This window comes from Pseudomonas sp. MWU12-2345 (assembly GCF_023242385.1).
In the GTDB taxonomy this organism is placed as follows: domain Bacteria; phylum Pseudomonadota; class Gammaproteobacteria; order Pseudomonadales; family Pseudomonadaceae; genus Aquipseudomonas; species Aquipseudomonas gingeri_D.
This window is the reverse complement of the sequence record NZ_JALLJA010000033.1, coordinates 18,803-33,899: the sequence shown is the minus strand read 5'-3', so window position 1 is coordinate 33,899 and position 15,097 is coordinate 18,803. Positions and strand designations below refer to the sequence as shown.

29 protein-coding genes are annotated in these 15,097 nt (G+C 55.2%); all 29 read right to left on the bottom strand.

Going from position 1 to position 15,097, the window contains the following annotated elements; genetic code table 11:
- Nucleotides 1-33: 33 nt before the first annotated feature.
- Complete coding sequence (rplQ, locus tag M5C71_RS33130) at nt 34-420, bottom strand: 50S ribosomal protein L17 (RefSeq protein ID WP_100944360.1); 387 nt, start codon at nt 418-420, stop codon at nt 34-36.
- 42 nt (nt 421-462) lie between these two features.
- Nucleotides 463-1,464, bottom strand: coding sequence for a DNA-directed RNA polymerase subunit alpha (gene rpoA / locus M5C71_RS33125; RefSeq protein ID WP_003176403.1), 1,002 nt, complete (start codon nt 1,462-1,464; stop codon nt 463-465).
- 22 nt (nt 1,465-1,486) lie between these two features.
- Nucleotides 1,487-2,107 (bottom strand): 30S ribosomal protein S4, encoded by a 621-nt coding sequence (rpsD, locus tag M5C71_RS33120; RefSeq protein WP_017123253.1) that lies wholly within the window; start codon nt 2,105-2,107, stop codon nt 1,487-1,489.
- 18 nt (nt 2,108-2,125) lie between these two features.
- A complete protein-coding gene (gene rpsK / locus M5C71_RS33115; protein WP_007924177.1) occupies nt 2,126-2,515 on the bottom strand; it encodes a 30S ribosomal protein S11 in 390 nt (129 codons plus the stop codon).
- 30 nt (nt 2,516-2,545) lie between these two features.
- Nucleotides 2,546-2,902 (bottom strand): 30S ribosomal protein S13, encoded by a 357-nt coding sequence (gene rpsM, locus M5C71_RS33110; RefSeq protein WP_003186020.1) that lies wholly within the window; start codon nt 2,900-2,902, stop codon nt 2,546-2,548.
- 129 nt (nt 2,903-3,031) lie between these two features.
- On the bottom strand, nt 3,032-3,148 hold the full coding sequence (rpmJ, locus tag M5C71_RS33105) for a 50S ribosomal protein L36 (protein WP_002555468.1): 117 nt from the start codon (nt 3,146-3,148) through the stop codon (nt 3,032-3,034).
- A gap of 24 nt (nt 3,149-3,172) precedes the next feature.
- On the bottom strand, nt 3,173-4,501 hold the full coding sequence (secY, locus tag M5C71_RS33100) for a preprotein translocase subunit SecY (protein ID WP_100944359.1): 1,329 nt from the start codon (nt 4,499-4,501) through the stop codon (nt 3,173-3,175).
- A complete protein-coding gene (gene rplO, locus M5C71_RS33095) occupies nt 4,502-4,936 on the bottom strand; it encodes a 50S ribosomal protein L15 (protein ID WP_103495384.1) in 435 nt (144 codons plus the stop codon).
- 3 nt (nt 4,937-4,939) lie between these two features.
- Nucleotides 4,940-5,116 carry a 50S ribosomal protein L30 gene (rpmD, locus tag M5C71_RS33090; protein WP_010438202.1) on the bottom strand — a complete coding sequence of 59 codons (177 nt, stop codon included), beginning with the start codon at nt 5,114-5,116 and terminating at the stop codon, nt 4,940-4,942.
- A gap of 2 nt (nt 5,117-5,118) precedes the next feature.
- Nucleotides 5,119-5,619, bottom strand: a complete 501-nt coding sequence (rpsE, locus tag M5C71_RS33085; RefSeq protein WP_100944357.1) for a 30S ribosomal protein S5 — start codon at nt 5,617-5,619, stop codon at nt 5,119-5,121.
- A 3-nt stretch (nt 5,620-5,622) separates the two neighbouring features.
- A complete protein-coding gene (gene rplR / locus M5C71_RS33080; RefSeq protein WP_003186037.1) occupies nt 5,623-5,973 on the bottom strand; it encodes a 50S ribosomal protein L18 in 351 nt (116 codons plus the stop codon).
- A gap of 10 nt (nt 5,974-5,983) precedes the next feature.
- Nucleotides 5,984-6,517, bottom strand: coding sequence for a 50S ribosomal protein L6 (gene rplF, locus M5C71_RS33075; protein WP_003176412.1), 534 nt, complete (start codon nt 6,515-6,517; stop codon nt 5,984-5,986).
- A 12-nt stretch (nt 6,518-6,529) separates the two neighbouring features.
- Nucleotides 6,530-6,922 (bottom strand): 30S ribosomal protein S8, encoded by a 393-nt coding sequence (gene rpsH, locus M5C71_RS33070; RefSeq protein ID WP_003228724.1) that lies wholly within the window; start codon nt 6,920-6,922, stop codon nt 6,530-6,532.
- Between the two features lie 211 nt (nt 6,923-7,133).
- Complete coding sequence (rpsN, locus tag M5C71_RS33065; RefSeq protein WP_100944356.1) at nt 7,134-7,439, bottom strand: 30S ribosomal protein S14; 306 nt, start codon at nt 7,437-7,439, stop codon at nt 7,134-7,136.
- 13 nt (nt 7,440-7,452) lie between these two features.
- Nucleotides 7,453-7,992: a 50S ribosomal protein L5 gene (rplE, locus tag M5C71_RS33060; RefSeq protein ID WP_040071276.1), complete on the bottom strand. Its 540-nt coding sequence runs from the start codon at nt 7,990-7,992 to the stop codon at nt 7,453-7,455.
- Between the two features lie 20 nt (nt 7,993-8,012).
- Nucleotides 8,013-8,327, bottom strand: a complete 315-nt coding sequence (rplX, locus tag M5C71_RS33055) for a 50S ribosomal protein L24 (protein WP_007896770.1) — start codon at nt 8,325-8,327, stop codon at nt 8,013-8,015.
- Nucleotides 8,328-8,338: 11 nt separating this feature from the next.
- Nucleotides 8,339-8,707, bottom strand: coding sequence for a 50S ribosomal protein L14 (rplN, locus tag M5C71_RS33050; protein ID WP_011063774.1), 369 nt, complete (start codon nt 8,705-8,707; stop codon nt 8,339-8,341).
- 23 nt (nt 8,708-8,730) lie between these two features.
- Nucleotides 8,731-8,997: a 30S ribosomal protein S17 gene (gene rpsQ, locus M5C71_RS33045; RefSeq protein WP_003194644.1), complete on the bottom strand. Its 267-nt coding sequence runs from the start codon at nt 8,995-8,997 to the stop codon at nt 8,731-8,733.
- A 2-nt stretch (nt 8,998-8,999) separates the two neighbouring features.
- Nucleotides 9,000-9,191: a 50S ribosomal protein L29 gene (gene rpmC, locus M5C71_RS33040; RefSeq protein WP_002555481.1), complete on the bottom strand. Its 192-nt coding sequence runs from the start codon at nt 9,189-9,191 to the stop codon at nt 9,000-9,002.
- Nucleotides 9,191-9,604, bottom strand: coding sequence for a 50S ribosomal protein L16 (rplP, locus tag M5C71_RS33035; protein ID WP_003232424.1), 414 nt, complete (start codon nt 9,602-9,604; stop codon nt 9,191-9,193). Before rplP ends, rpmC begins: the two co-directional genes overlap by 1 nt.
- Nucleotides 9,605-9,616: 12 nt before the next feature.
- Nucleotides 9,617-10,303 carry a 30S ribosomal protein S3 gene (gene rpsC, locus M5C71_RS33030; protein ID WP_008065719.1) on the bottom strand — a complete coding sequence of 229 codons (687 nt, stop codon included), beginning with the start codon at nt 10,301-10,303 and terminating at the stop codon, nt 9,617-9,619.
- Between the two features lie 13 nt (nt 10,304-10,316).
- On the bottom strand, nt 10,317-10,649 hold the full coding sequence (gene rplV, locus M5C71_RS33025) for a 50S ribosomal protein L22 (protein WP_003103908.1): 333 nt from the start codon (nt 10,647-10,649) through the stop codon (nt 10,317-10,319).
- A gap of 11 nt (nt 10,650-10,660) precedes the next feature.
- Nucleotides 10,661-10,936: a 30S ribosomal protein S19 gene (gene rpsS / locus M5C71_RS33020; protein WP_002555486.1), complete on the bottom strand. Its 276-nt coding sequence runs from the start codon at nt 10,934-10,936 to the stop codon at nt 10,661-10,663.
- Between the two features lie 16 nt (nt 10,937-10,952).
- Nucleotides 10,953-11,777 carry a 50S ribosomal protein L2 gene (gene rplB / locus M5C71_RS33015; protein WP_103495383.1) on the bottom strand — a complete coding sequence of 275 codons (825 nt, stop codon included), beginning with the start codon at nt 11,775-11,777 and terminating at the stop codon, nt 10,953-10,955.
- Between the two features lie 14 nt (nt 11,778-11,791).
- Nucleotides 11,792-12,091, bottom strand: coding sequence for a 50S ribosomal protein L23 (rplW, locus tag M5C71_RS33010; protein ID WP_002555488.1), 300 nt, complete (start codon nt 12,089-12,091; stop codon nt 11,792-11,794).
- A complete protein-coding gene (gene rplD / locus M5C71_RS33005; protein WP_121135086.1) occupies nt 12,088-12,690 on the bottom strand; it encodes a 50S ribosomal protein L4 in 603 nt (200 codons plus the stop codon). Before rplD ends, rplW begins: the two co-directional genes overlap by 4 nt.
- 12 nt (nt 12,691-12,702) lie before the next feature.
- The gene (rplC, locus tag M5C71_RS33000; protein ID WP_003194649.1) at nt 12,703-13,338 is read right to left on the bottom strand and encodes a 50S ribosomal protein L3; all 636 of its coding nucleotides are present in this window, start codon (nt 13,336-13,338) and stop codon (nt 12,703-12,705) included.
- Nucleotides 13,339-13,418: 80 nt separating this feature from the next.
- On the bottom strand, nt 13,419-13,730 hold the full coding sequence (gene rpsJ, locus M5C71_RS32995) for a 30S ribosomal protein S10 (RefSeq protein WP_003186070.1): 312 nt from the start codon (nt 13,728-13,730) through the stop codon (nt 13,419-13,421).
- Between the two features lie 158 nt (nt 13,731-13,888).
- Nucleotides 13,889-15,082, bottom strand: a complete 1,194-nt coding sequence (gene tuf, locus M5C71_RS32990) for an elongation factor Tu (RefSeq protein WP_178130057.1) — start codon at nt 15,080-15,082, stop codon at nt 13,889-13,891.
- Nucleotides 15,083-15,097 lie beyond the last annotated feature (15 nt).

The following is a 15,097-nucleotide window of genomic DNA, read 5'->3' as shown; positions in this document are numbered from 1 at the left end:
ACTAGGCCCGGTTTTTCGTTTCAGACTGACGTCTTACTCGGCAGATACAGCTTCGCCGGCAGTAGCACGATCAACCAACTCGACGTACGCCATAGGCGCGTTGTCGCCAGTGCGGAAACCGCACTTGAGGATGCGCAGGTAGCCACCCTCACGGGTAGCGTAACGCTTGCCCAGGTCGTTGAAGAGCTTACCAACGATAGCTTTCGAACGAGTACGGTCGAAAGCCAGACGGCGGTTAGCCAGGCTATCTACTTTGGCCAGAGTGATCAGCGGCTCAGCAACGCGACGCAGTTCTTTGGCTTTTGGCAGAGTCGTTTTGATCAGCTCGTGCTCGAACAGCGACACCGCCATGTTTTGAAACATGGCCTTGCGGTGCGAGCTGGTGCGGCTCAGGTGACGACCACTTTTACGATGACGCATGGTTCATTCCTTACCAAACACTACGTTCGGTGATTACGACGATCAGGCAGTCGCCTTGTCGTCCTTCTTAAGACTTGCAGGCGGCCAGTTGTCGAGGCGCATGCCGAGGGACAGACCGCGGGAGGCCAGAACGTCCTTGATTTCAGTCAAGGATTTCTTGCCCAGGTTCGGAGTCTTCAACAGCTCTACTTCGGTACGCTGAATCAGGTCGCCGATGTAGTAGATGTTTTCCGCCTTAAGGCAGTTGGCCGAACGTACAGTCAGTTCCAGATCGTCAACCGGGCGAAGCAGGATCGGATCGATCTCGTCTTCTTGCTCGATAACCACTGGCTCACTGTCACCTTTGAGGTCGACGAACGCAGCCAACTGCTGTTGCAGGATGGTTGCAGCGCGGCGGATAGCCTCTTCAGGATCCAGGGTACCGTTGGTTTCCAGATCAATAACCAGTTTGTCCAGGTTGGTACGCTGCTCGACACGGGCGTTTTCCACCACGTAAGCGATACGGCGAACCGGGCTGAACGAAGAGTCGAGCTGCAAGCGACCGATGCTGCGGCTTTCGTCTTCATCGCTCTGACGCGAGTCTGCTGGTTCATAACCACGACCACGAGCTACGGTGAGCTTCATGTTCAAGGCGCCGTTAGACGCCAGGTTGGCGATTACGTGATCGGGATTAACGATCTCGACATCATGATCCAGCTGAATATCGGCAGCGGTAACCACCCCCGAACCCTTCTTCGACAAGGTCAGCGTAACTTCGTCACGGCCGTGCAGCTTGATAGCCAGACCTTTAAGGTTCAACAGGATTTCAATGACGTCTTCCTGTACACCTTCGATGGCGCTGTACTCGTGGAGCACACCGTCAATCTCGGCCTCGACTACTGCACAGCCTGGCATTGAGGACAACAGGATGCGGCGCAGCGCGTTGCCCAGGGTGTGGCCAAAACCACGCTCGAGAGGCTCGAGGGTGATCTTAGCGCGGGTTGGACTGACAACCTGCACGTCAATGTGACGGGGTGTCAGGAACTCATTTACCGAAATCTGCATGGATGCACCTATTTTCTAGCCCTTACTTGGAGTAGAGCTCGACAATCAGGCTTTCGTTGATGTCGGCGGAGAGGTCACTGCGAGCAGGCACGTTCTTGAAAACGCCCGACTTCTTCTCAGTGTCCACTTCTACCCATTCTACGCGGCCACGCTGGGCACACAGATCGAGAGCCTGGACAATGCGCAGTTGATTCTTAGCTTTCTCACGAATAGCTACCACGTCACCAGCACGAACCTGGTAGGACGGGACGTTGACGGTTTTGCCGTTAACGCTGATCGACTTGTGCGATACCAGTTGACGGGATTCGGCACGAGTCGAGCCAAAACCCATACGGTATACAACGTTGTCCAGACGGCATTCGAGCAGTTGCAGCAGGTTTTCACCGGTTGCGCCTTTACGGCCGGCAGCTTCTTTGTAGTAGCCGCTGAACTGACGCTCAAGAACGCCATAAATACGACGGACCTTCTGCTTTTCACGCAGTTGGGTGCCGTAGTCGGACTGGCGACCGCGGCGTTGGCCGTGGATACCAGGTGCTGCTTCGATGTTGCACTTGGATTCGATAGCGCGCACGCCGCTCTTCAGGAAGAGATCGGTGCCTTCGCGACGAGCCAGTTTGCATTTTGGACCAATGTAACGAGCCATTCTTTACAATCTCCTGGATTACACGCGGCGCTTCTTCGGCGGACGGCACCCGTTGTGCGGGATTGGCGTCACGTCGGTGATGCTGGCGATCTTATAGCCACAGCCGTTCAATGCACGGACAGCGGACTCACGACCTGGACCTGGACCTTTGACGTTAACGTCGAGGTTTTTCAGGCCGTATTCCAGCGCAGCTTGACCAGCACGTTCAGCAGCTACTTGAGCAGCGAACGGGGTGGACTTGCGGGAACCGCGGAAACCCGAACCACCGGAGGTAGCCCAAGAAAGAGCGTTACCTTGACGGTCGGTAATGGTCACGATGGTGTTGTTGAAAGACGCGTGGATGTGGGCGATGCCATCAACCACTGTCTTTTTAATTTTCTTACGAGGACGAGCAGCAGGTTTTGCCATGACTAGATTCCTGTCGATTCGCTGGTGCGATTACTTGCGGATCGGCTTACGCGGACCTTTGCGAGTACGCGCGTTGGTCTTGGTACGCTGACCGCGTACTGGCAGACCACGACGATGGCGCAGACCGCGGTAGCAGCCCAAGTCCATCAAGCGTTTGATTTTCATGTTGATTTCGCGACGCAGGTCACCTTCAGTGGTGAACTTCGCCACTTCGCCACGCAGCTGTTCAATCTGCTCGTCGCTCAGATCCTTGATCTTTGCGGCTGGGTTGACCCCAGTCACTGCACAAATTTTCTGTGCAGTAGTGCGACCAACACCATAGATGTAGGTCAGCGAGATAACAGTGTGCTTGTTATCTGGAATGTTAACGCCTGCAATACGGGCCATTCAGTGGGACTCCAATTGACAGCTACCTACGCCCCGGAAGCCAAGAAATAGGGCGCGAGATAATATCGCTGTAATAACAAATAATCAACCCAGCAGCGCACTAGCTGCTGGGCTTTTAGCAGATCACACTCAGCCTTGGCGCTGTTTGTGACGCGGTTCCGCGCTGCAAATTACTCGAACCACACCTTCGCGGCGAATAATCTTGCAGTTACGGCACAGCTTTTTCACCGATGCACGAACTTTCATCACCAACTCCTCGAACCTTATGGGTCAGCGCAGCATGCCGCTGCCGTAACCCTTCAGGTTGGCTTTCTTCATCAGGGATTCGTACTGGTGCGAAACGAGGTGCGATTGTACTTGGGACATGAAGTCCATCACAACCACGACCACGATCAGCAACGAGGTCCCGCCAAGGTAGAACGGAACGTTTGCCGCAACCACCAGGAACTGGGGAAGCAGGCACACGGCCGTCATATAAAGAGCACCGAACATGGTCAAACGGGTCAGAACGCCATCAATGTAGCGCGCCGACTGCTCGCCTGGACGGATACCCGGAATAAAGGCACCGGACTTCTTCAGGTTTTCCGCTACGTCTTTCGGATTGAACATCAACGCCGTATAGAAGAAGCAGAAGAAAATAATCCCTGCACTAAACAGCAGAATATTCAACGGCTGACCAGGAGCGATCGACTGCGAGATGTCCTGCAACCAGCCCATACCTTCAGACTGACCGAACCAGGCACCCAGCGAAGCCGGGAACAGCAAGATGCTGCTCGCGAAGATAGCAGGAATAACACCGGCCATATTCACCTTCAGCGGCAGGTGGCTGGTCTGCGCAGCAAAGACCTTGCGGCCCTGCTGACGCTTAGCGTAGTGAACAGCAATACGACGCTGGCCACGCTCAATGAACACCACGAAACCGATGATCGCTACTGCCAGCAAACCGATGGCAACCAAAGCGAAGATGTTGATATCGCCCTGACGTGCAGACTCGAAAGACTGCCCGATTGCTCTCGGAAGACCGGCGACGATACCCGAAAAAATCAACATCGAGATACCGTTACCAACACCGCGCTCGGTAATCTGCTCGCCCAACCACATCATGAACATCGCGCCGGCCACAAAAGTGGACACCGCAACGAAATGGAAGCTGAAGCCAGCACTAAACGAGACGCCCTGGTTAGCCAGGCCAATGGACATGCCAATGGCTTGAACCAGTGCCAGGACGACGGTGCCATAGCGGGTGTATTGGCTGATCTTACGACGACCAGCCTCACCTTCCTTCTTCAACTGCTCCAGCTGCGGGCTGACGGCGCTCATCAACTGCATGATGATCGATGCCGAAATGTACGGCATGATCCCCAGTGCAAAGATGCTCATCCGCTCCAGCGCGCCGCCGGAAAACATGTTGAACAAGCTAAGAATGGTCCCCTCATTCTGTCGAAACAGGTCCGCCAGCCGGTCCGGGTTGATACCAGGAACTGGGATGTGCGCGCCTATCCGGTAGACGATAATCGCCAGGAATAGAAAACGCAGTCGAGCCCAGAGCTCGGATAACCCGCCTTTGCTGAGCGCTGAGAGAGCACCTTGCTTAGCCATTTATTCCTCGAACTTGCCGCCAGCTGCTTCGATAGCCGCACGCGCACCTTTGGTGGCGGCGATGCCCTTGATAGTTACTGCGCGAGTCACTTCGCCCGACAGCATGATTTTCACACGCTGTACGTTCTGGTTGATCACGTTGGCATCTTTCAGGGACTGCACGGTGACGATGTCGCCGTCCACTTTGGCCAGCTCGGACAGACGCACTTCTGCGCGGTCCATGGCTTTCAGGGAAACGAAACCGAACTTCGGCAGGCGACGATGCAGCGGCTGTTGGCCGCCTTCAAAGCCTGGAGCAATGGTGCCACCGGAGCGGGAGGTCTGACCTTTGTGGCCACGGCCACCGGTCTTACCCAAACCGCTACCGATACCACGGCCCGGACGATGCTTTTCGCGACGGGAACCCGGCGCTGGACTCAGATCATTGAGTTTCATCGATTAACCCTCTACACGCAGCATGTAGTAAGCCTTGTTGATCATCCCGCGATTCTCGGGAGTATCCAGGACTTCTACAGTGTGACCGATGCGACGCAGACCCAGACCCTTAACGCACAGTCTGTGGTTAGGGATGCGGCCGGTCATGCTTTTGATCAGCGTTACTTTTACAGTTGCCATGATCAACGGATCTCCGCTGCAGTTTTGCCGCGCTTGGCAGCAATGGACTCAGGGGACTGCATCGCTTTCAAACCTTTGAAAGTGGCGTGAACCACGTTTACCGGGTTAGTCGAGCCGTAGCACTTGGCCAGAACGTTCTGCACACCAGCGACTTCGAGGACAGCACGCATAGCGCCGCCAGCGATGATACCGGTACCTTCAGAAGCAGGCTGCATGTAAACCTTCGAAGCGCCGTGGGCGGACTTCATGGCGTACTGCAGGGTGGTGCCGTTCAGATCAACCTGGATCATGTTGCGGCGAGCAGCTTCCATAGCCTTCTGGATCGCAGCAGGCACTTCACGTGACTTGCCACGGCCGAAGCCTACACGGCCCTTGCCATCACCTACCACGGTCAACGCGGTGAAGGTGAAGATACGGCCGCCTTTAACGGTTTTGGCTACGCGGTTAACTTGAACCAGCTTCTCGATGTAGCCTTCGTCGCGCTTTTGGTCGTTATTTGACATAACTTAGAACTCCAGCCCAGCTTCACGAGCAGCATCAGCCAGCGCCTTGACGCGGCCGTGGTACTTGAAGCCAGAGCGGTCGAAAGCCACCTGCGAGACGCCAGCGGCTTTAGCACGCGTAGCGACCAGCTGGCCAACCTTAGTGGCCGCGTCGATGTTGCCAGTGGCACCATCACGCAGTTCTTTGTCCAAAGTCGAGGCACTTGCCAGGACTTTGTTGCCGTCGGCCGAAATGACCTGGGCGTAGATGTGCTGCGAAGAGCGGAACACGCAGAGACGCACGACTTCGAGTTCGTGCATTTTCAGGCGTGCTTTGCGAGCGCGACGCAGTCGAGTAACTTTTTTGTCGGTCATTTGCTATGCCCTACTTCTTCTTGGCTTCTTTACGACGGACGACTTCGTCCGCGTAGCGCACACCTTTGCCTTTGTACGGCTCTGGTGGACGGAAGTCGCGGATCTCAGCGGCCACCTGACCTACCAGCTGCTTATCGATGCCCTTGATCAGGATATCGGTTTGGCTAGGGGTCTCAGCGGTGATGCCTTCCGGCAGTTCGTAATCCACTGGGTGCGAGAAGCCAAGGGCCAGGTTCAAAACCGTGCCTTTTGCTTGCGCTTTGTAACCAACACCGACCAGCTGGAGCTTACGCTCGAAGCCTTGGCTTACGCCTTGGACCATGTTGTTTACCAACGCACGCGTGGTACCGGCCATTGCGCGAGTTTGTTGATCGCCATTGCGAGCAGCGAAACGCAGCTCACCAGCTTCTTCAACGATCTCAACGGACGAATGGATGTTCAGTTCAAGAGTACCCTTGGCACCCTTCACCGAAAGCTGTTGGCCTGCGAATTTGACTTCGACACCGGCTGGCAGCTTAACGGGGTTCTTAGCGACGCGAGACATGCTTATCCCCCCTTAGAACACAGTGCAAAGAACTTCGCCGCCGACACCGGCAGCGCGCGCAGCACGATCCGTCATCACACCTTTGTTGGTGGAGACGATAGACACGCCGAGACCGCCACGAACTTTCGGCAGATCCTCAACGGACTTGTACTGACGCAGGCCTGGACGGCTAACGCGCTTCACTTCCTCGATGACCGGACGGCCTTCGAAGTATTTCAGCTCGATGGATAGCAACGGCTTGGTTTCGCTGCTGATCTGATAACCCGCGATGTAACCTTCGTCCTTCAGGACTTTTGCTACAGCCACCTTCAACGTGGAAGACGGCATGCTTACGACGGACTTTTCAGCCATCTGGGCATTACGGATTCGAGTTAGCATGTCCGCTAACGGGTCCTGCATACTCATGGGCTAGACGCTCCTGATACAAAAAGAATTAGCCTTGCGGCTACAACTGTCGCCGAGTATCTCCACACGTAAAAAGTGCAGGCTCAGGCGAGCCGGTCATTCTAGACACACCCCAGAAATGAATCAAGCCCCAAAAGGGGCTTGATTCAAACTCAAGGTCACCGGTGGTCGGTTCTTGCGAGACCGACCACCGTGACTTGGGCGGTGTGGCTTACCAGCTGGCTTTAACCAGACCTGGTACGTCACCACGCATGGCCGCTTCACGCAGCTTGTTACGGCCGAGGCCGAACTTGCGGTAAACGCCGTGCGGACGACCAGTGATGCGGCAGCGGTTACGCATGCGCGAGGCGCTTGCGTCACGTGGCTGCTTCTGCAGGGCTACCGAAGCTTCCCAACGTGCTTCTGGACTTGCGTTCAGATCGACGATGATAGCTTTCAGTGCTGCACGCTTGGTGGCGTACTTGGCAACGGTGAGCTGACGCTTCAGCTCACGGTTTTTCATGCTCTTCTTGGCCATTTTCCTACTCCAATCAGTTGCGGAACGGGAATTTGAAAGCACGCAGCAATGCGCGACCTTCATCATCGTTCTTGGCAGTGGTGGTCAGGGTAATGTCCAGACCGCGCAGAGCATCGATCTTGTCGTAATCGATTTCCGGGAAAATGATCTGCTCTTTCACGCCCATGCTGTAGTTGCCACGACCGTCGAAGGACTTGGCATTCAGGCCGCGGAAGTCGCGAACCCGAGGCAGGGAGATCGACAGCAGACGATCCAGGAACTCATACATACGATCGCGACGCAGGGTCACTTTGACACCGATCGGCCAACCTTCGCGGACTTTGAAGCCAGCGATGGATTTGCGAGCGTGGGTCACAACGACTTTCTGGCCGGTGATCTTCTCCAGGTCAGCCACAGCGTGCTCGATGACTTTCTTGTCACCGATCGCTTCGCCCAGACCCATGTTCAGGGTGATCTTGGTAATGCGCGGAACTTCCATCACGTTCGCCAGCTTAAGTTCTTCCTTAAGCTTCGGAGCGATTTCCTTCCGGTAAATCTCTTTCAGTCGTGCCATGGTCTTCTACCTAGCAGTGTTCAAGCATCAACCGCTTTTTGGGTCGACTTGAAGACACGAATTTTTTTGCCGTCTTCTACTTTGAAACCAACGCGGTCAGCCTTGTTGGTTTCGCCGTTGAAAATGGCGACGTTGGAAGCGTGCAGTGGCGCTTCTTTTTCGACGATACCGCCCTGTACGCCCGACATCGGGTTAGGCTTGGTATGACGCTTGACCAGGTTCAGACCACCGACGACCAGACGGTCATCAGCGAGAACCTTAAGCACCTTACCGCGCTTACCTTTGTCTTTGCCGGCGATCACGATGATCTCGTCGTCACGACGAATCTTTTGCATGTCGGATCTCCTTACAGCACTTCTGGGGCGAGCGAGACGATCTTCATGAACTTCTCATTACGAAGTTCACGGGTCACTGGCCCAAAGATACGGGTGCCGATCGGCTCTTGCTTGTTGTTCAACAGAACAGCAGCGTTGCCATCAAAGCGGATAATGGAGCCGTCAGCACGACGAACGCCATGGCGAGTGCGGACTACGACAGCAGTCATCACTTGGCCTTTCTTCACTTTACCGCGCGGAATTGCTTCCTTGACGGTTACTTTGATGATGTCACCGATACCAGCGTAACGACGATGCGAGCCACCCAGCACCTTGATGCACATAACGCGGCGAGCGCCGCTGTTATCGGCCACATCGAGCATGGATTGAGTCTGAATCATATAATTTCTCCGACCCCTAGCCCTTAGACTTCCACAGCGCGTTCGAGAACATCAACCAGCGCCCAAGACTTGGTCTTGGCCATCGGACGAGTTTCACGAATCGTGACCTTGTCGCCAATGTGGCACTGGTTGGTTTCGTCGTGCGCGTGCAGCTTAGTCGAACGCTTAACGTATTTACCGTAGATCGGGTGCTTTACGCGACGCTCGATCAGAACGGTGATGGTCTTGTCCATTTTGTCGCTGACAACACGGCCAGTCAGCGTACGGACGGTCTTTTCGGCTTCAGCCATGATTACTTACCTGCCTGCTGGTTGAGCACAGTCTTCACACGAGCGATGTCGCGCTTAACTTGCGAGAGCAGGTGAGACTGCCCCAACTGGCCAGTTGCTTTCTGCATACGCAGATTGAACTGGTCGCGCAGCAGGCCGAGCAGTTGCTCGTTCAGCTGCTGTGCTGATTTTTCACGAAGTTCATTCGCTTTCATCACATCACCGTCCGTTTAACAAAAGCGGTGGCGAGCGGCAGCTTTGCAGCAGCCAGGGCAAAAGCCTCACGCGCCAGCTCTTCAGTAACACCCTCGATTTCATACAGGACTTTGCCTGGCTGAATCTGGGCAACCCAGTACTCCACGTTACCCTTACCTTTACCCATCCGAACTTCGAGGGGCTTTTTGGAGATAGGCTTGTCCGGGAACACACGGATCCAGATCTTGCCGCCACGTTTTACGTGACGGGTCAGAGCACGACGCGCTGACTCGATCTGACGAGCGGTGAGACGACCACGAGCAACAGACTTCAGCGCGAACTCGCCGAAGCTGACTTTGCTACCGCGCTGAGCCAGACCACGGTTGTGGCCTGTCATCTGCTTGCGGAACTTCGTACGCTTTGGTTGCAACATTTGGCGTACCCCTTACTTAGCAGCTTTTTTACGAGGCGCTGGTGCTTGTGGTTTCAGTTCTTCTTGGCGACCACCAATTACTTCGCCTTTGAAGATCCAAACCTTTACACCGATCACACCGTAGGTGGTGTGAGCTTCGTAGTTGGCATAGTCGATGTCGGCACGCAGGGTGTGCAGTGGCACACGACCTTCGCGATACCATTCAGTACGTGCGATTTCAGCACCGCCGAGACGACCGCTCACTTGGATTTTGATGCCTTTGGCACCAATGCGCATGGCGTTCTGTACGGCGCGCTTCATGGCGCGACGGAACATCACACGACGCTCCAGCTGCTGAGCTACGCTCTGGGCAACCAGCATACCGTCGAGCTCCGGCTTGCGGATCTCTTCGATATTGATGTGCACAGGCACACCCATTTGCTTGGTCAGGTCCTGACGCAGTTTCTCAACATCCTCACCTTTCTTCCCGATAACGATACCTGGACGAGCGGTGTGGATGGTGATGCGTGCAGTTTGGGCCGGACGATGGATATCGATACGGCTTACGGACGCGCTTTTTAGTTTGTCTTGGAGGTACTCACGCACTTTCAGATCTGCGAGCAAATAGTCCGCATAAGTCCGACCGTCTGCGTACCAGACGGAGGTGTGCTCCTTGACGATTCCCAGGCGAATGCCAATGGGATGTACTTTCTGACCCATCTCTTCGACTCCGTTACTTGTCAGCAACCTTGACAGTGATATGGCAAGACCGCTTGACGATGCGATCAGCCCGGCCTTTGGCACGCGGCATGATGCGCTTCAGCGAACGCCCTTCGTTGACGAAAACGGTGCTGACCTTCAGGTCATCAACGTCTGCGCCTTCGTTATGCTCGGCGTTGGCTACGGCCGACTCCAGCACTTTCTTCATGATCTCGGCGGCTTTCTTACTGCTGAAAGCCAACAAGTTGAGCGCTTCGCCCACCTTCTTCCCGCGGATCTGGTCGGCGACCAAGCGGGCTTTCTGGGCGGAGATTCGAGCGCCCGACAACTTAGCGGCTACTTCCATTTCCTAACCCCTTAACGCTTGGCTTTCTTGTCAGCCACGTGCCCACGATATGTGCGGGTACCGGCAAACTCGCCCAGTTTGTGGCCGACCATGTCTTCGTTCACGAGAACGGGGACGTGTTGACGACCGTTATGCACAGCGATGGTCAAACCGACCATTTGTGGCAGGATCATGGAACGGCGCGACCAGGTCTTAACTGGTTTGCGATCGTTCTTTTCCGCCGCCACTTCGATCTTCTTCAGTAGGTGAAGATCGATAAAAGGACCTTTTTTCAGAGAACGTGGCACTGTCGTATCCCTCTATTTACTTGCGACGACGGACGATCATTTTGTCGGTACGCTTATTACCACGAGTCTTCGCGCCCTTAGTCGGGAAGCCCCACGGCGATACCGGATGACGACCACCAGAGGTACGACCTTCACCACCACCATGTGGGTGGTCAACCGGGTTCATGGCAACACCACGAACGGTTGGGCGAACGCCACGCCAGCGTTTGGCACCGGCTTTACCGAGGGAACGCAGGCTGTGCTCGGAGTTCGAGACTTCGCCCAGCGTTGCACGGCATTCCGACAGCACTTTACGCATTTCACCGGAGCGCAGACGCAGGGTCACGTAGACACCTTCACGAGCGATCAGCTGAGCCGAAGCACCAGCGGAACGAGCGATCTGTGCACCTTTACCTGGCTTCAATTCGATGCCGTGTACGGTGGAACCCACTGGGATGTTGCGCAGTTGCAGAGCGTTACCCGGCTTGATTGGAGCCAGAGCGCCTGCGATCAGCTGGTCGCCAGCACTCACGCCTTTAGGCGCGATGATGTAGCGACGCTCGCCGTCTGCGTACAGCAGCAGAGCGATGTGAGCAGTACGGTTTGGATCGTATTCGATACGCTCGACAGTGGCAGAGATGCCATCTTTGTCGTTGCGACGGAAATCGACCAGACGATAATGCTGCTTATGACCACCACCGATGTGACGAGTGGTAATACGGCCATTGTTGTTACGACCACCAGTCTTCGATTTTTTCTCGAGCAGCGGTGCGTGAGGAGCGCCTTTATGCAGCTCCTTGTTGACCACCTTGACCACAAAACGGCGGCCAGGGGAAGTCGGTTTGCATTTAACGATTGCCATGATGCACCCCTTCCTTACTCAGCACTGCTGCTGAAATCGAGATCTTGGCCTGGCTGAAGGGAGATAACTGCCTTCTTCCAGTCATTACGCTTGCCCAGACCGCGAGCAGTGCGTTTGCTTTTACCCAGGACATTCAGGGTAGTCACACGCTCTACTTTCACGCTGAACAGGCTTTCGACGGCCTTCTTGATTTCCAGCTTGGTTGCGTCAGTCGCAACCTTGAAAACGAACTGACCTTTCTTGTCTGCCAGGACCGTAGCCTTCTCGGAAACGTGCGGGCCAAGCAGAACTTTAAATACGCGTTCCTGGTTCATCCCAGCAGCTCCTCGAATTTCTTCACGGCCGACACGGTGATCAACACCTTGTCGTATGCGATCAGACTAACTGGATCGGAACCCTGTACGTCACGGACATCAACGTGTGGCAGGTTACGAGCAGCCAGGTACAGGTTCTGATCAACAGCGTCGGACACGATCAGAACGTCGGTCAGACTCATGCCAGTCAGTTTGTTCAGCAGGTCTTTGGTTTTCGGCGTTTCAACAGCGAAATCCTGAACCACGACCAGACGATCAGTACGCACCAGCTCAGCAAGGATGGAACGCATTGCTGCGCGATACATCTTCTTGTTCAGCTTCTGGGAGTGATCCTGAGGACGAGCTGCGAAAGTGGTACCGCCGCCACGCCAGATTGGGCTACGGATGGTACCGGCACGAGCACGGCCAGTACCTTTCTGACGCCATGGGCGCTTACCGCCACCGGAAACGTCGGAACGGGTCTTTTGCTGCTTGCTACCCTGACGGCCGCCAGCCATGTAGGCCACGACTGCTTGGTGAACCAGCGTCTCGTTGAATTCGCCGCCAAATGTCAGTTCGGAAACTTCGATTGCCTGAGCGTCATTTACATTTAATTGCATGTCAGCTTCCCCTTAACCGCGAGCCTTGGCTGCTGGACGTACAACCAGGTTGCCGCCAGTAGCGCCAGGAACAGCGCCCTTGACCAACAACAGATTGCGTTCAGCGTCCACGCGCACTACTTCGAGGGACTGCACGGTCACGCGCTCAGCGCCCATATGACCGGACATTTTCTTGCCCTTGAATACACGACCAGGAGTCTGGCACTGGCCGATAGAGCCTGGAACGCGGTGGGACACGGAGTTACCGTGGGTATTATCTTGCCCGCGGAAGTTCCAACGCTTGATCGTACCCTGGAAGCCTTTACCCTTGGACTGACCGGTTACATCAACCAGTTGACCAGCGGCGAAGATTTCAGCGTTGATCAGATCGCCGGCCTGGTAGTCGCCGTCTTCAAGACGGAACTCCATTACGGTACGACCAGCGGCAACGTTCGCTTTAGCGAAGTGGCCAGCTTGAGCAGCTGTAACACGCGAAGCACGACGCTCGCCGACAGTGACTTGCACTGCACGATAGCCATCGGTTTCTTCAGTTTTGAACTGGGTGACGCGATTCGGCTCGATCTCAATGACCGTAACCGGAATGGAGACACCTTCTTCGGTGAAAATACGGGTCATACCGCATTTACGACCGACTACACCAATAGTCATGTTGTAAACCTCATGAGTGTACGGGGCTTTCACCCGCTATGGCCGCCCATTTCAGAGCGTTACACGACTAAGACCGAGTCTTAGCCGAGGCTGATCTGCACTTCCACACCTGCCGCAAGATCAAGCTTCATCAGCGCATCAACGGTTTTATCCGTTGGCTGGACGATGTCCAGTACACGCTTATGAGTACGGATCTCGTACTGGTCGCGCGCGTCTTTGTTGACGTGCGGGGAGACCAGAACGGTGAACCGCTCTTTACGGGTAGGCAGTGGAATTGGACCACGCACTTGAGCACCAGTACGTTTCGCGGTTTCCACGATTTCCTGGGTGGATTGGTCGATCAGGCGATGGTCAAAAGCCTTCAACCTGATACGGATTTGCTGATTTTGCATTGGATTTCAGACTCCGGCTGCTATTCCCACCGAGCGCAATACGCCCGTTAAAAGGAGGCGCAATTCTATAGACGCCCCAGATAGGTGTCAACCTAATAAAAAAGCCCCCGCAAGGCGGGGGCTTTTTCAAAGCATCGAAGCTATCTCAATGAGAAAGCTTACTCGATGATTTTGGCTACGACGCCAGCGCCGACGGTACGACCGCCTTCACGGATAGCGAAACGCAGACCGTCTTCCATCGCGATGGTTTTGATCAGAGTGACAGTCATCTGGATGTTGTCACCTGGCATTACCATTTCAACGCCTTCTGGCAGCTCGCAGTTACCGGTCACGTCAGTAGTACGGAAGTAGAACTGTGGACGGTAGCCTTTGAAGAACGGAGTATGACGGCCGCCTTCTTCCTTGCTCAGAACGTAAACTTCTGCGGTGAACTTGGTGTGCGGCTTGACCGAACCTGGCTTGACCAGAACCTGGCCACGCTCAACGTCGTCACGCTTGGTACCACGCAGCAGAACGCCGCAGTTCTCGCCCGCACGACCTTCGTCGAGCAGTTTACGGAACATTTCAACACCGGTGCAGGTGGTGACGGTGGTGTCACGCAGACCAACGATTTCCAGTGGGTCTTGAACGCGAACGATACCGCGCTCGATACGACCAGTCACAACAGTACCGCGACCCGAGATCGAGAATACGTCTTCGATTGGCATCAGGAATGGCTTGTCGGTCAGACGAACTGGCTCTGGAATGTAGCTGTCCAGGGTTTCAACCAGCTTCTTGACAGCCGAAGTACCCATTTCGTTATCGTCTTTGCCTTCCAGCGCCATACGAGCCGAACCGATGATGATTGGAGTGTCATCACCTGGGAAGTCGTAAGTGCTCAGCAGGTCGCGCACTTCCATCTCAACCAGTTCCAGCAGCTCTGCGTCGTCTACCAGGTCAGCCTTGTTCAGGAAAACCACGATGTACGGAACGCCTACCTGACGGGACAGCAGGATGTGCTCACGGGTTTGTGGCATCGGACCATCGGCGGCCGAGCAAACCAGGATCGCGCCGTCCATCTGGGCAGCACCGGTGATCATGTTTTTCACATAGTCAGCGTGACCCGGGCAGTCAACGTGCGCGTAGTGACGAGTCGAAGAGTTGTACTCGACGTGCGCGGTGTTGATGGTGATACCACGAGCCTTTTCTTCCGGCGCGCTGTCGATTTTATCGAATTCAACGACTGCGGAACCGAAAACCTCGGAGCAAACGCGAGTCAGAGCAGCGGTCAGCGTGGTTTTACCGTGGTCGACGTGACCGATGGTGCCAACGTTGACGTGCGGGAGGGAACGATCAAATTTTTCTTTAGCCACGACAATTAACTCCTA